Source organism: Vibrio sp. YT-19(2023) (genome assembly GCF_033337395.1).
In genome coordinates this window covers 82,833-96,307 of sequence record NZ_JAWOQN010000021.1, presented here as the reverse complement: position 1 = coordinate 96,307, position 13,475 = coordinate 82,833, and the positions used below count along the sequence as shown (strand labels likewise).

The following is a 13,475-nucleotide window of genomic DNA, read 5'->3' as shown; positions in this document are numbered from 1 at the left end:
TGAAACTCAGTATATTGTATAAAAGTCGGTCAACTTTAGGAGGTTTGGTTTCTCGTCTGAATTACGCAACAAAGCCTTCTATCTGCGTACTTACGGAGACATGACTTGGCGAGTCGCTAAGGTCAAAGACTATATTGGGTTAAATAGAGACTGTCAGATTTCAAGCGTTTTACAGCTCATGCCAGTTACAACATCATTACCGTTTGAACAAGTCGAATCTCGACCAACTATTAAAATCGCTTAGAGTTAATTTTGAAGCGCAAACAAATGAGAAGCAAAAAGCCAGAGTAAGAAATCAATCTCACTCTGGCTCATAGCTGCATATAGTATAGTTTTATCTGCTATAGATATAACGTATGGTTGCTTTTACACTTGTTACATTCAGTCGATTTACTCTTTACCGAACACGTTGTTCTCTTGTTCTTGAACGCGGATGAATGTAGTACGCTTGGTTAGCTCTTTAAGCTTTGCTGCACCTACGTATGTACATGTTGAGCGAACGCCTCCAAGGATGTCTTGAATAGTGCCGTGAACGCTACCACGGTATGGCAATAATACGGTTTTACCTTCAGCCGCACGGTAGCCAGCGACACCACCTGAGTGCTTATCCATCGCGCTCTTCGACGACATGCCATAGAATTTCATGAACTTCTCGCCGTCTTTCTCGATCACTTCGCCGCCTGACTCTTCGTGACCCGCTAGCATCCCACCTAGCATTACGAAGTCCGCGCCACCACCGAATGCTTTCGCTACGTCACCCGCACAAGAACAGCCACCGTCACCGACGATCATGCCACCAAGGCCGTGCGCTGCATCACCACACTCGATGATTGCAGAAAGCTGCGGGTAACCAACACCCGTTTTTACACGAGTTGTACATACAGAGCCTGGGCCGATACCCACTTTAACGATGTCTGCACCAGCTAGGATTAGCTCTTCACACATATCACCAGTAACCACGTTGCCTGCAGAAATGACCTTGTCTGGGAACTCTGCTCGCACGCGTTCAACATACTCGACCAAATGCTCTGAGTAACCATTTGCAATGTCGATACAAATGAAAATAAATTCATCTGAAAGTGCCATGATGTCTTTGGTTTTTTGGAAGTCTGCATCAGATGTTCCCGTAGACACCATAACGTTATTCATGGTTACTTTATCTGCTGATTTAGCAAACTCAGCCCAATCTTCTACCGTGTAATGTTTGTGAACAGCGGTCATTACACCATGCTCAGCCAGCGCTTTAGCCATTGCAAAGCTACCAACCGAATCCATGTTTGCTGCGATTACTGGCACACCAGACCATTGACGACCACTATGCTTGAATGTAAAATCGCGGGTTAAATTTACTTGAGAACGGCTCTTAAGGGTAGAACGTTTCGGGCGAAACAGTACATCTTTAAAACCTAACTTAAGTTCTTGTTCGATACGCATTGTGTAATTCCTTGATTCATATGTATATGTGTCATTTCAGAGTGCGTAGTGACTTCGTTGGCAGACGAGTTCACTGTTCTTCGGACACAAAAAAACCGGAGCGTTGGCAGACGCTCCGGTTTTCAGCATTATAGGCTGTGATTTATTTCCTACAAGTCTGATATTTGAATTTTTTTTGTGATACCATCTTGAAAATCGCATATCAAAAACGCTCCCCAAGTCACCAAAACCTCTTATTATTTATAACTATCAACAACTTGAGAAAGCACTTAAGTTAACCCATTGCGCAAACCTTTGCGTCATATCTTAAAAATTAAAACGCATCACCTCTCAAATCTGCCTAAAACTCAATCACCTAATACTAAGATGCCCTGCTAATTCGTAAAAAAGTACTCAAAAAAATCGACCAATTTTCTCAGCAATGCATGAAATCTAATTAATTTCGATAGAGCTCTTGGGTGATAGCGGTACGAAGAGTGCTAACGACATCACTTGCCAAAAGACCAATTTGACCATTCTGACTCACGTTTATATCAGCAGCATGACTGTGAAGTACCACACCTAAACGTGCGGCAACAGAAATTGGTAAACCTTTGGCTAGTAATGCACCAATGACTCCAGATAACACATCTCCCATTCCCCCCGTCGCCATTCCGGCGTTACCCGCTAGACAGACGTACATTCTCGTTCCATCGTAAATAAGCGTCCCCGCGCCTTTTAAAACCACTACACCGCCATAACGCTCTTGCAGTTGTCTTGCAGCAGAGTATCGGTCACTTTCTATTTGTTGAATGGTTACATTTAGTAGTCGAGCTGCCTCTCCAGGATGCGGCGTGATCACTCGATGGTTGTCGCACACTAGAGTGCCATCGCATCGCTGGCTCAGCATCGCTAGAATATTGAGGCCATCAGCATCAACAACTTTAGGTTTCTGCTCTTGAGCCAGATATTGATAGGCTTGATAAGCCCACTCATCATCTCCAAAGCCAGGACCAAACACTAATACGTCAGCCCAGCGAATGCGTTTAGTTAAGTCGTTCTCAGTATCCCTGAGTAAGTCAGCGGTGATGCTCTGGCTCATTACTTCTGGGCAACCAACCTGCAGTGGAATAAGGCTACTCGTGTGAGTAATTGCGGCAGTTAAACCCGCTCCGGCTCTAATCGCAGCGGAGGAACATAAACGAATCGCTCCAGACATCCCTTGGTTGCCACCAACACAAAGCAACTTCCCGTTGTCACCTTTATGGACCGTTGGATTTGGCTTGGGCATTAATCTTGAAACAACCTGATGATCAATACCTAATGCACTTTCTACTTCGATAGTATCAAACTTAGTATTGACGCCTAAACCACAAAAGTAGAGCTCGCCAACGCGATCTCTCGCTTGTCCAGTGCATAAGCCTTGCTTAACCCCAATGAAGGTTACAGTATGCTCGGCACGAATAGCATCACCTAAAACTACACCTGTATTAGCACACAGACCAGAAGGAATGTCGACTGCAATCACAGGGGCATGAATTTGATTAATTTGGTCAATATAGCGACGATACTCCGAACGAACCTCACCGCTTAAACCAGTACCTAACATGGCATCAATGATCACATCTGCTTCTAGCAATGCGGTATTCCATTCATCCCAATCATTGTTAACACCGTCGATTGACTGCCAATCTTGGTATGCGCGCAAAGCATCACCTTTTAGCGCAGATACATCACCAATTTGGAAAACATGTACATTGAGTTGAGCTTGTTTCGCAAGAGATGCAAATACGTAACCATCTCCACCGTTATTCCCTTTACCGCAAATCACTAGGATATTTTTTGATTTAGGATACAAATGTAAAAAGCGCTCATACACGGCCATACCAGCGCGTTGCATTAAGCTATACATAGAAACACCAGCCATTTGCGCAGCCAGCGTTTCACCGTTTTTTACTTGCTCTGCGGTGTAGAGTTTTAGGGCGAGATTAAAGTCCATATTCACGTTCTACGCATTGGGAAACACAATTATAAGTATACAAAAAAGCCAAGGCGGACCTTGGCTTTTGAGAAAGTTTTTTATCGCTATTGATTCTGAGACATCAGAGCTTCAGCCGTCGCGTCTTGTATAGACAAAAACAACGAGTTGATTTTTCCAGTCGGTGTGCGCATTGGGTTCAACGTAACATTCTGGTACATAAACTCCGCTTGCTGCGTAACTGGTCGAACATTACGACAGCAGAATAAGTAAGGTCGTTGTCGCCATGTGATGAAGCTGCGACAGCCTAGGTCATACACTGGTTTTGTTTTTAATTTAAACCACTCCTGTGGGATTTCAGGGAAGATATCAAATATAGAACGACCAATCGCATCATGAGACTGCAAACCACTGTGATGAGTCATAAACCCATTCCAGACCTGTACATTGTAATCTCGATCAATGACCACTAAGCCCATGTCGACGTTTTGTACCATATCCACCATCCAATGGAATTGTTCAAACTCTGCTGGCATATTCAACATTAGAACTCCTCCATTAGATAAGACAGTTTGTTATCAAGCAGCGGCAAGGATTCATCCACAAACATAAACAACAAGTCACAACGAATCGACGTTCCTTCAATGTTGTAGCTCACTTCGAATGTCATCGTGCGGCTGAATGCTCCAGTTGTAGATTCAATGATCGAGTCAATTGAGATATGCTGACCAAGGAGTACTGGTGGACTTTGGAAGAATCGGACTTCAGACTGCTCGCCTAAACCATTTAAGAACGACCCCACCAAAATATTAGAAATATCCATTAGCAGCTCAAGCTCTTCTAGCTCTTCGCTGTCTGCTGGTACTTTCATCAACTTTTTGAGATCAGATACGCTTGAATCACTCAAAATCACTAGCGCTTCGCCAGCAATACCTTCGCCACAAAATCCCTGACAAACACCCGATACGTTGTCATGCGACGCCAAGTCGCGTAGGGCCATGTGAAGTTCGCTCACTTCAAAGATATTGACGTTCGGCAGAGGTAGTTGCACAAACACATCAAAGTGACGCGCCAACGCATCGGCTGCTCGGCCAATTGAAACGTTAGCCACTTCCATGTAAATATCGCGACGACGTAAAATCGGTAACTCAATAGAGACAGGCGTGATAATTTGAGGACGAGGTTCTGGTTCGACCAACTCTTTAAGCGCCTTCTTGAGTTCATCTTTGGCGATCGGTTTTTGAATAAACGCTTTTGCACCCAGTGCGAACACGCGCTCTTTCGCTTTAGGTTGGATATCCCCCGACACAACAACCACCGGAGTTTTATCCCCCAACCGTTGCATGTGCTCTAGTGTTTCAAAGCCATCCATTTCTGGCATGGTCAAATCAAGAAACATCAATTTAAACTCGTTTTTTCGAGTTCTTCTAGCGCGTTTTTTCCGTGGATAGCAAACGTAATATCGGCATTCAATGTGGCTGGTAGTGATCTCGCCATCTGTTTGCGTGCTAACGCTGAATCATCACAGATGAGTACGGGAAAAGACATTCAATCACCTTTTTATATTCCACAATCTGCGCCGGAGTCTAACAGATTGTTACAGGCATGTAATACGAGAAAACTGACGAGTTTTTTATTTCTTTATTATTCGATAAGCATACGCAATATGAATGAATGAGTGAACAAAATGACTAAAAAGCAAGCATCACATTCGCTGTTTAGTGACATAAAACAAACATGGGTAAAACTCCTCCACCCAAAGTAAGCAAAAAGTTGCAGCAAACACCCAAAGCCCATTTTTGCTCGAATTTCATTCTTTCCATTTCCATAATGGGTAAACAGTAACGCGCTAAAACTAAAAAGGCACCCTGATAGAGGATGCCTTTAATAACAATTTCATCGATAAGATATCAATTCTATGGCACACCGTGACCTTTAGAAGCCACCCATACTCGATACCATTGCTCTCGAGTAAGTTCGATATTCAATGCATTAACTGCAGTTTGCACACGCTCGATTTTACCAGAACCAATGATTGGAATAGGGTTAGATGGCAAACGACGTACCCAGGCATAAATTACTTGGTCAATATTCGCTGCGCCCACTTCTTCACGAATTGCTTCTAATTCGTTACGGACACGAACAGCTTGCTCACTGTCACCACTAAAAATTGAACCACCACCGAGGCAAGACCAAGCCATTGGTCGCGTGCGCAACATTTGCATTTGATCAAGCGTTCCATCGTGTGCAACCTCAAAGTTAAGTGGGTTGATTTCCACTTGGTTAGTAACCAACGGCTTACCTAAGCGAGATTGCAGCAGTTCAAACTGGCGTGGAGTGAAGTTAGACACGCCAAAGTGCTTCACTTTGCCGACTTTATGAAGCTCAGAAAATGCTTCTGCAACCTCGTCTGCATCCATTAACACGTCAGGACGATGAATTAAAAGTACGTCGATTTCATCCACATTCAAACGTTCTAGCGAGTTATTCACCGATTGGTAGATATGTGCTGAGCTCGTGTCGTAGTGATTGATCTTACGCTCTGGCGTTTTATCGCCACACAAATTGATGTCGCATTTCGTCACGATCTGAATTTGCTCACGAACACTCTTGTCTAAAGCTAACGCTTCACCAAACAACGCCTCACACTCGTAATTGCCGTAGATGTCGGCGTGATCGACCGTCGTAATGCCTAACTCAATGTGTTGCTTAAGAAATGACAAACGCTCTTGAGCCGTCATTCCCCACTCAACTGCACGCCAATATCCTTGAACCAGCTCTGAGAACTCTGGGCCTTTTGGTGCAGTTACTACTTTTGCAACCATGGGTTTTCTCCTTCAATTGATCTGCATTCATCGTAGTCTTGTTTTCGTACCGGCTCAACGGGTAAACTTTCGCAATTCGAACTGGAGTACGAAATATGTCTTTTGCCCAACGCCTAGCCACCCTGATCGGAGAAGAAAGCATCAGCGGGTTCGCACGACGCGTCGATGTGTCTGAAGCTTTAATACGCAAATACCTTAAAGGCAGTGAACCTAGCCTAACTAAAGCAAATCAAATTGCAATGCGCGCCAATTGCTCTCTTGAATGGTTAGCAACGGGATGTGGTTATTTATATCGCCGTGCTGAAGTCGTGGATATGGATGCGTACAAACTTGCCTTTCAACACGTTATGAATCAGCCGTTGTCAGACGATGCAGAAGAGCTACACCGCAAGCTAATCGCAGGCTATCAATACCTGCGCGCTCACAAAAAATCGGATGGTTTTTTGGATGAATCAGCAATGGCGACCTTCCTATCTCTCCATAAAGAATCTAAAAACGAGTCACTTTGACCTCGATAATTTCGCCATCACTGCGCAATTGCACATTTAAGGACGGTGATGGCGTCAGAAACTCGTCCGGTTTTACCCAAAGCAAACTTCGAATCGTTTCTTGTGGATAGCGGTTCATCAACAAAATAACTTCTTTATCGACAAGCTCGGAAGATTTCTTTTCCAGCGCTTCAACGACATCATAGTGTTCTTGTCCGATAGTAACTCTGCGTAAAACTAACCCATCCTTTCTTAAGTTGAGAAGTAAGTCATTCAGACGCTGCCACTCGTATTCAGTGAGAAACGAGAACTGAGCACTTTCTCTTCTCAAAATCACTTCACCATACAAGTGCTGCCGGTAGTACGAAAAATCATCCAAACAAAATGCGCTGATAAACGTTGAGTTGTCTCGCAGCTGCACTTCGCAACCATACCAGCTTCCACTTTTTTCTATACGTTCTTTTAGATTGGAATATGGCATTGCTGACAACGTGTCTTGCCACCAGCTCGGCGTTGAAAGTGCCGGAAACATTACCGAACAACAACATAAAGAAAGTAAGAGTCGAAGATAAAAGCGCATGCACTGCTCTAGTTGGTTGACATCGAACCAAGACATTACTAACTGCAAAAAAATGTTCAAGAGAAAAATAGTGGCAGGTGGCGATGAAAGTTATGGTGATGAAAGTTATAACGCAGAAATTAAGAAGGCGCACATGTGCGTGCGCCTCTACCTCGTTACTCAATCGTGAGTGTGCGAATCGGCGATGTCTACTGATGCATCCCGAACATAAAACGAGGACTTACCGTAGGGTTTGAATCCATCCAAATTGTGTGTAAAACCTCACATCCCTCCTTCTGAAGCAGTCATGTTGCTTTACATTTAAAGCATGGTTCATTTTTCTCAAAAAACAAGTTTTTTATCCTAAATTATGAGAGCAATAGCACAATCTGAGTGAATGAATAATATCGCGACACTTCGAACACTCAATAGTGAAAAGCTAAATTGCATCTTTATTGATTAGGTCTAGACTCTGCGAAGCGTATACTTTCTTTCGTACCTTCCCCCAGCAACAGGAGAGCTTGTTAATGACCAAACGCGAGAGAATTGTGAAATCTGTGTTAGCGCACGTACCGAAAGATGCGATTAACCAGTTTGTCTCTCGAGGGTCAACACCATTTTCTGTTCTCATTATGGCGGCCATTGTAGGTACGTTGGCTGGTTTTGTCGGTACGTATTTCGAGCTTGCCGTTCATTTCGTTTCTGAAACACGAACAGAATGGTTAAGAAGCGAAATTGGTAATGTTCTACCATTGTGGCTGGCAGCGGTTCTCATTAGCGCACTTTTAGCTTTTATTGGCTATTTTCTTGTGCACCGCTTTGCGCCAGAAGCGGCAGGCTCTGGTATTCCTGAAATCGAAGGGGCAATGGATAATATTCGTCCAGTGCGCTGGTGGCGCGTGCTACCAGTAAAATTCTTCGGCGGCATGGGCGCACTTGGCTCTGGTATGGTGCTTGGTCGTGAAGGCCCAACCGTTCAAATGGGTGGTGCTGTAGGTCGAATGGTGACCGATATATTCCGGGTAAAGGATGACGATACCCGCCACTCCCTGCTCGCTTCTGGTGCTGCTGGCGGTTTGGCTGCGGCTTTTAATGCCCCACTCGCAGGCATTATGTTCGTTGTGGAGGAAATGCGACCTCAGTTTCGCTACTCTTTGATCTCAATTCGCGCAGTGATCATTTCTGCCATTATGGCGAACATAGTGTTTCGCGCCATCAACGGGCAAGACGCCGTTATCACTATGCCGCAATACCAGTCGCCAGAGCTTCAAACCCTATGGCTGTTTTTATTGCTTGGCGCATTGTTTGGCGTGTTTGGCGTGATCTTCAATAAACTGATTACCGTGGCACAAGACAGTTTTGTCGCAATTCACAAAAACGATCGTAAGCGCTACTTGATTGTGGGTTCGCTACTGGGAGGCGTGTTTGGTTTGCTTCTTTTGTACGTACCCCAACTAACTGGTGGTGGTATCGGCCTTATTCCTGACATTACTAACGGTAACTACTCGGTATCTATTTTAGTTTTGCTTTTCTTTGGTCGCGTAATTACAACCCTGCTCTGTTTTGGTTCTGGTGCGCCGGGAGGCATCTTTGCACCTATGCTTGCTCTGGGAACCTTATTTGGCTATGCGTTCGGAGCAAGTGCTGATGTCTTGCTCCCTGCGCTTGATATCGAGCCTGGTGTATTTGCGATTGCGGGCATGGGTGCCCTGTTTGCTGCAACGGTACGTGCACCGATTACTGGTATTCTGTTAGTGATTGAAATGACGAATAACTACTACTTAATCCTGCCATTGATCATTACTTGTTTGGGCGCTGTGATTATTGCTCAATTGTTGGGTGGACAACCTATTTACAGCCAGCTGCTGCATCGTACAATCAAAAACGAAAAGTTACGCCAGCAGGATCTACCGGAGAATCAATCAACATAACATTCTCTTTGTTATCACTTCGCTCCAGACTACTAAGGGTTTGGAGCGATAAACTCTGCATTTTTACATCTTTTCCCAAATATTCGATACCAAACTCACAAAATTATCATTCTCTGATATTTGCTCACCACCTTTCATGAGAAACCCCTCTCCATACTTGTTAGTATTCGCTACTTAAATAGAGCATTTCATCCAAATCGTCATGTTTCGTTTCATTCAGGCAAAAATCAAATGGAGTAGATTTGAACTGGAGAAGACTTGTGCAGTTTTATAGTGTCCCGCCGTCTCAAGCCGCGTTGGCACTAGGTATGATAGGTTTAGGGCAAGCTTGGGCACTCTATGTTCCTGAGATTGGTGAACCGATACGCCCATTTTTGGCGTCACTCGGCGCACTTTTACTCGCCCCTGTACTCATAAAATATGCCGCTAATCCACGATTATTCATGGTCGACATTCGTCACCCGCTGAGTGGTAGTTTAATGGCACCAATGAGTATGGCGTTACTGATCCTTGCAGATTATCTTGCCGCTGTAGCGCCTATCATCGCTTATCCACTTTGGTTTATGGCGCTTTTGCTGCATTTTACTATGATGGTGCTGTTTTTTAGCTTTCAGCTAATGAACTTCAAAATGTCCAATATCGTACCGAGTTGGTTTCTTTATCCGGTGGGGCTGATCAGTAGTTCACTAGCCGGTTCTCAACTAGGTCACAACTTATTCTCCGAAACGTTAGCGATGATGTGCATCGGCATTTATTTCTTCATGCTGCCACTCGTGTTGTATCGTTTGGTGTTTTTCGGCTCTCTACCAAGGCGAGCAAGACCGACCCTCGCGATTATGGCCGCGCCCGTAAACTTGTCATTAGCAGCATACTTGGTGAACTTTCCCTTACCTGATCCGATACTGACAGGCGCATTGGCCGGGATCGCCATCACTATGACGTTATTGATCTACTTATGTTACTTCCGCTTACTTCGCTTGAAGTTTCAACCTTCTATCGCGGCAGTAACCTTTCCTTCCGTGATCAGCGCCATCGCAATGCATCGCTTGACTTCTTTTTTCGCCGAATCGCACCCTCACTGGCACTGGCTACACGACTTTGGTTTTCTAGAGCTCAGTATCGCGACTGTATTGGTTGTTTGGGTATCGGCAGGTTACGTCAAAATGTATTGGCCAGAAATCATGAAGTCATTTTCTAAACAAGCATAAAAAAAGGATGGCGTTTGCCATCCTCTTAGAATAGTGCTTGGTTACCTAACGTAAACCGTGCAGAAACTCGGCACGCGTTGCTGGGTTGCTTTTGAAGATACCGCCCAATGCTGTTGTCGTGGTTTCGCTGGTTGCATCCATCACACCGCGAGATTTCACGCAGTAGTGTGTTGCGTCAATCGTCACTGCCACATCATCGGACTCAAGCAACGTTTGAAGTGCAACAAGAATTTGCTGAGTCATACGCTCTTGAACTTGTGGACGCTGGGCAAAGAAGCGAACGATACGGTTGATCTTTGACAGGCCAATGATCTTGCCACGTGGAATGTAAGCAACAGCAGCCTTGCCATCGATGGTCACAAGGTGGTGTTCACAAGTACTGGTCACTGTGATGTCCTTCACGCGAACCATCTCGCTCACGTTCATCTTGTTCTCAATCACCGTGATTTTAGGAAAGTTGGAGTAATCCAGACCAGAGAAGATTTCGTCAACGTACATCTTAGCAATGCGGTGAGGGGTTTCTTCTAGGCTATCGTCAGTGAGGTCAAGTTGAAGTAGACCTAAAATCTCACGCATGTGGTGTTCGATCTTCTCTTTCTTCTCTTCACGACTTACGTTGTTTGGGCGCATTGGCGTTTCCAAACCGCGTTGCTCTAGCGCTTCTTTTACTAACTTCGCTGACTCGCTAAGACCTGACATTCCACTTCCTCTTTTGTTTTACTTCAGCCTTCGTACAGACCCAATCAAAATTGCATTCATACTTTTCGCTTTGAGTTGCTCAGTTCGTGTCTTTACACCAAGTCACATCAGATGAAGGTACTGAGCTGATTTTCTTGAGCTCCGCAGGTTTTTTACCCCTTTTGGATGGCTGACAAGGATACTCGGATTTTTGAATAATTACACCCATATTTTATAGGTGGACATTCTTACTCAGTCCCCTTTTATGGTAAAGTTGCCACAAAACAAAAGAACACAGGATTTTCTCAATGGGCTGCTGCGACGCACCTGGCTTGATGCCAATTGAAGAAGCGATGGACAAAATGTTATCGCGAATCAAACCTATCCAAACAACGCTTTCTCTTCCACTTGCTGAAGCACTCGGTTTTGTACTGGCAGAAGAAATCTTGTCTCCTATCCACGTACCGCCATTCGACAACTCAGCAATGGATGGCTACGCTATTCGCATTCAAGATCTTGAGTCATCTTCTGTATTGCCTCTGGCAGGTAAATCATTTGCAGGACAACCTTTTGAAGGTGAATGGCCTCAAGGTACCTGTGTTCGCATCATGACTGGCGCAAAAATCCCACAGGGTTGTGATGCCGTTATCATGCAAGAAAACACTGAAGTGACAGATGATGGCATTCAGTTCAACCAAACCGACGTGAAGCCACAAAACAACATCCGCCCAACAGGTGACGACATCAAGCAAGGCGACATCGTACTGGCAAAAGGTGCACGTTTGACACCTCGCGATATTCCGATGATTGCGTCTCTTGGTATAAGCCATGTGACAGTAGTACGTAAGCCAAAAGTTGCTTTCTTCTCTACTGGTGATGAACTTAAACCACTGGGCGAGCCGCTAGACGAAGGCCAAATCTACGACAGCAACCGTTACGGCATTAAACCACTTATTGAGAACTTCGGTTGTGAAGCAGTTGATCTTGGCATCATTCCAGATTGCCCAGAGACTCTGAAAGCAACTTTTGAGAAAGCACAAACATTGGCAGATGTGGTCGTGACCTCAGGCGGTGTCAGTGTGGGCGAAGCGGATTACACCAAAGACATTCTTGAAGAACTTGGGGAAATCGGTTTCTGGAAGCTAGCAATCAAGCCGGGTAAACCTTTCGCGTTTGGTAAGCTAAGTACAGCTTGGTTCTGTGGTCTGCCGGGGAACCCGGTTTCTGCAGTTCTTACTATGTACGTGCTTGTTCAACCAATGCTGGCAAAACTTGCAGGCCATACAGAATGGAAAGCACCCGAGTCTATTCCGGCAACAACCAAAACCGCCTTTAAGAAAGCGCCAGGTCGTACCGATTACCAACGTGGTATCTACACATTAGAAGATGGCAAGTTTGTGGTTGAAACAACGGGCAACCAAAGCTCTGGTGCGTTCCGCTCAATGAGCCTAGCGAACTGCTTTGTTGTATTGGAACGTGAACGCGGCCGAGTTGAAGTGGGCGAAACGGTTCAGATTCAACTATTCAACTCAACCCTTTACTAGGAAGTCGTTGTGGATATTCTTTCCGATCAGGAAATGCTGCGTTACAACCGCCAAATCATTCTTCGTCAGTTTGACTTTGAAGGACAAGAAGCACTCAAACAAGCATCAGTATTGATGCTTGGTGCTGGCGGTTTAGGCTGTGCATCAAGCCAATATTTGGCCACTGCTGGTGTCGGTAAAGTTACGCTGATTGATGATGATATCGTCGAGTTGTCTAATCTTCAGCGCCAAGTTCTGCACCACGATGCGGATATTGGTCGTAAGAAGGTCGAATCGGCTGCTGATGCACTACGCGAACTTAACCCGTACATTATCGTAGATACCATCGAAAAACGTCTTGATGATACAGAGCTAAAAAGCTTGATCGAAAAGCACACAATTGTTGTCGATGCATCAGATAACGTCGATACGCGTAATCAACTTAACCGCCTATGTTTTGCAACCAAAACACCGCTAATTTCAGGCGCGGCTATTCGTATGGAAGGCCAAGTGAGCGTGTTTACTTATGATGACCCAGCGCAACCATGTTACCAGTGCTTAAGTGCCCTCTTCGGCAGCGGTGCGTTAAGTTGTGTCGAAGCCGGAGTCATGGCTCCTGTTGTGGGTATTGTTGGCGCAGTACAAGCGATGGAGACGATTAAAGTGATTGCTGATTACGGCCAACCAAAGAAAGGCAAAATTCTGATTTTGGACGCGCTCAGCATGTCTTGGCGAGAAATGAATCTGATGAAAATGCCAACCTGTCCGGTTTGTAGTTAGTTCTAAACCTCTAATCATTCCCAAAAAGCCCAACTCGATGTTGGGCTTTTTTCTCATTTTGACAATCAGATTTAAAACCCTTCTTCTTACAA

Annotated in this window: 11 protein-coding genes and 1 pseudogene; 5 read left to right on the top strand and 7 right to left on the bottom strand. The window is 44.9% G+C overall.

The genetic code is table 11. From position 1 onward, the window contains the following. Positions 1 to 390 precede the first annotated feature (390 nt). From R7E78_RS16335 to R7E78_RS16315, 5 genes and pseudogenes are all read right to left on the bottom strand, one after another. Positions 391 to 1,434 (bottom strand): GMP reductase, encoded by a 1,044-nt coding sequence (locus R7E78_RS16335; RefSeq protein WP_005373458.1) that lies wholly within the window; start codon positions 1,432 to 1,434, stop codon positions 391 to 393. Positions 1,435 to 1,870: 436 nt separating this feature from the next. Beyond that, entirely contained in the window at positions 1,871 to 3,412 is a 1,542-nt protein-coding gene (locus tag R7E78_RS16330; RefSeq protein WP_318058061.1) for an NAD(P)H-hydrate dehydratase, read from the bottom strand. A gap of 86 nt (positions 3,413 to 3,498) precedes the next feature. Then, a complete protein-coding gene (locus tag R7E78_RS16325) occupies positions 3,499 to 3,936 on the bottom strand; it encodes a PAS domain-containing protein (protein ID WP_005373463.1) in 438 nt (145 codons plus the stop codon). Then, positions 3,936 to 4,939 (bottom strand): annotated as a pseudogene (locus tag R7E78_RS16320) (response regulator). Before R7E78_RS16320 ends, R7E78_RS16325 begins: the two are co-directional and overlap by 1 nt. Positions 4,940 to 5,307: 368 nt before the next feature. Continuing rightward, on the bottom strand, positions 5,308 to 6,216 hold the full coding sequence (locus tag R7E78_RS16315) for an aldo/keto reductase family oxidoreductase (RefSeq protein WP_318058060.1): 909 nt from the start codon (positions 6,214 to 6,216) through the stop codon (positions 5,308 to 5,310). Between the two features lie 95 nt (positions 6,217 to 6,311). Between R7E78_RS16315 and R7E78_RS16310 the strand changes: the two genes are divergently transcribed. After that, on the top strand, positions 6,312 to 6,725 hold the full coding sequence (locus tag R7E78_RS16310; protein ID WP_005387686.1) for a helix-turn-helix domain-containing protein: 414 nt from the start codon (positions 6,312 to 6,314) through the stop codon (positions 6,723 to 6,725). On the opposite strand, the gene R7E78_RS16305 is transcribed toward R7E78_RS16310, so the two are convergent. Continuing rightward, positions 6,706 to 7,320, bottom strand: coding sequence for a hypothetical protein (locus tag R7E78_RS16305; RefSeq protein WP_318058059.1), 615 nt, complete (start codon positions 7,318 to 7,320; stop codon positions 6,706 to 6,708). The genes R7E78_RS16310 and R7E78_RS16305 overlap by 20 nt on opposite strands. A 470-nt stretch (positions 7,321 to 7,790) precedes the next feature. On the opposite strand from R7E78_RS16305, the gene clcA reads away from it, so the two are divergent. Both clcA and R7E78_RS16295 read left to right on the top strand, forming a co-directional pair. Then, the gene (clcA, locus tag R7E78_RS16300; RefSeq protein WP_005373473.1) at positions 7,791 to 9,194 is read left to right on the top strand and encodes a H(+)/Cl(-) exchange transporter ClcA; all 1,404 of its coding nucleotides are present in this window, start codon (positions 7,791 to 7,793) and stop codon (positions 9,192 to 9,194) included. Positions 9,195 to 9,454: 260 nt separating this feature from the next. Beyond that, a complete protein-coding gene (locus tag R7E78_RS16295; protein ID WP_005373475.1) occupies positions 9,455 to 10,402 on the top strand; it encodes a TDT family transporter in 948 nt (315 codons plus the stop codon). Between the two features lie 45 nt (positions 10,403 to 10,447). On the opposite strand, the gene folE is transcribed toward R7E78_RS16295, so the two are convergent. Continuing rightward, positions 10,448 to 11,101 carry a GTP cyclohydrolase I FolE gene (folE, locus tag R7E78_RS16290; RefSeq protein ID WP_005373478.1) on the bottom strand — a complete coding sequence of 218 codons (654 nt, stop codon included), beginning with the start codon at positions 11,099 to 11,101 and terminating at the stop codon, positions 10,448 to 10,450. Positions 11,102 to 11,388: 287 nt separating this feature from the next. Here folE and moeA point away from each other — a divergent pair, with 287 nt between their 5' ends. Further along, a complete protein-coding gene (gene moeA, locus R7E78_RS16285) occupies positions 11,389 to 12,624 on the top strand; it encodes a molybdopterin molybdotransferase MoeA (RefSeq protein WP_042522661.1) in 1,236 nt (411 codons plus the stop codon). 9 nt (positions 12,625 to 12,633) lie between these two features. Then, positions 12,634 to 13,383 carry a molybdopterin-synthase adenylyltransferase MoeB gene (gene moeB, locus R7E78_RS16280; protein ID WP_042522662.1) on the top strand — a complete coding sequence of 250 codons (750 nt, stop codon included), beginning with the start codon at positions 12,634 to 12,636 and terminating at the stop codon, positions 13,381 to 13,383. Positions 13,384 to 13,475 lie beyond the last annotated feature (92 nt).

Excerpts from the sequence above, each read along its gene's own strand:
- R7E78_RS16335 (WP_005373458.1), bottom strand. The coding sequence starts at position 1,434 with ATGCGTATCGAACAAGAACTTAAGTTAGGTTTTAAAGATGTACTGTTT.
- R7E78_RS16330 (WP_318058061.1), bottom strand. The coding sequence starts at position 3,412 with ATGGACTTTAATCTCGCCCTAAAACTCTACACCGCAGAGCAAGTAAAA.
- R7E78_RS16325 (WP_005373463.1), bottom strand. The coding sequence starts at position 3,936 with ATGTTGAATATGCCAGCAGAGTTTGAACAATTCCATTGGATGGTGGAT.
- R7E78_RS16315 (WP_318058060.1), bottom strand. The coding sequence starts at position 6,216 with ATGGTTGCAAAAGTAGTAACTGCACCAAAAGGCCCAGAGTTCTCAGAG.
- R7E78_RS16310 (WP_005387686.1), top strand. The coding sequence starts at position 6,312 with ATGTCTTTTGCCCAACGCCTAGCCACCCTGATCGGAGAAGAAAGCATC.
- R7E78_RS16305 (WP_318058059.1), bottom strand. The coding sequence starts at position 7,320 with ATGTCTTGGTTCGATGTCAACCAACTAGAGCAGTGCATGCGCTTTTAT.
- clcA (WP_005373473.1), top strand. The coding sequence starts at position 7,791 with ATGACCAAACGCGAGAGAATTGTGAAATCTGTGTTAGCGCACGTACCG.
- folE (WP_005373478.1), bottom strand. The coding sequence starts at position 11,101 with ATGTCAGGTCTTAGCGAGTCAGCGAAGTTAGTAAAAGAAGCGCTAGAG.
- moeA (WP_042522661.1), top strand. The coding sequence starts at position 11,389 with ATGGGCTGCTGCGACGCACCTGGCTTGATGCCAATTGAAGAAGCGATG.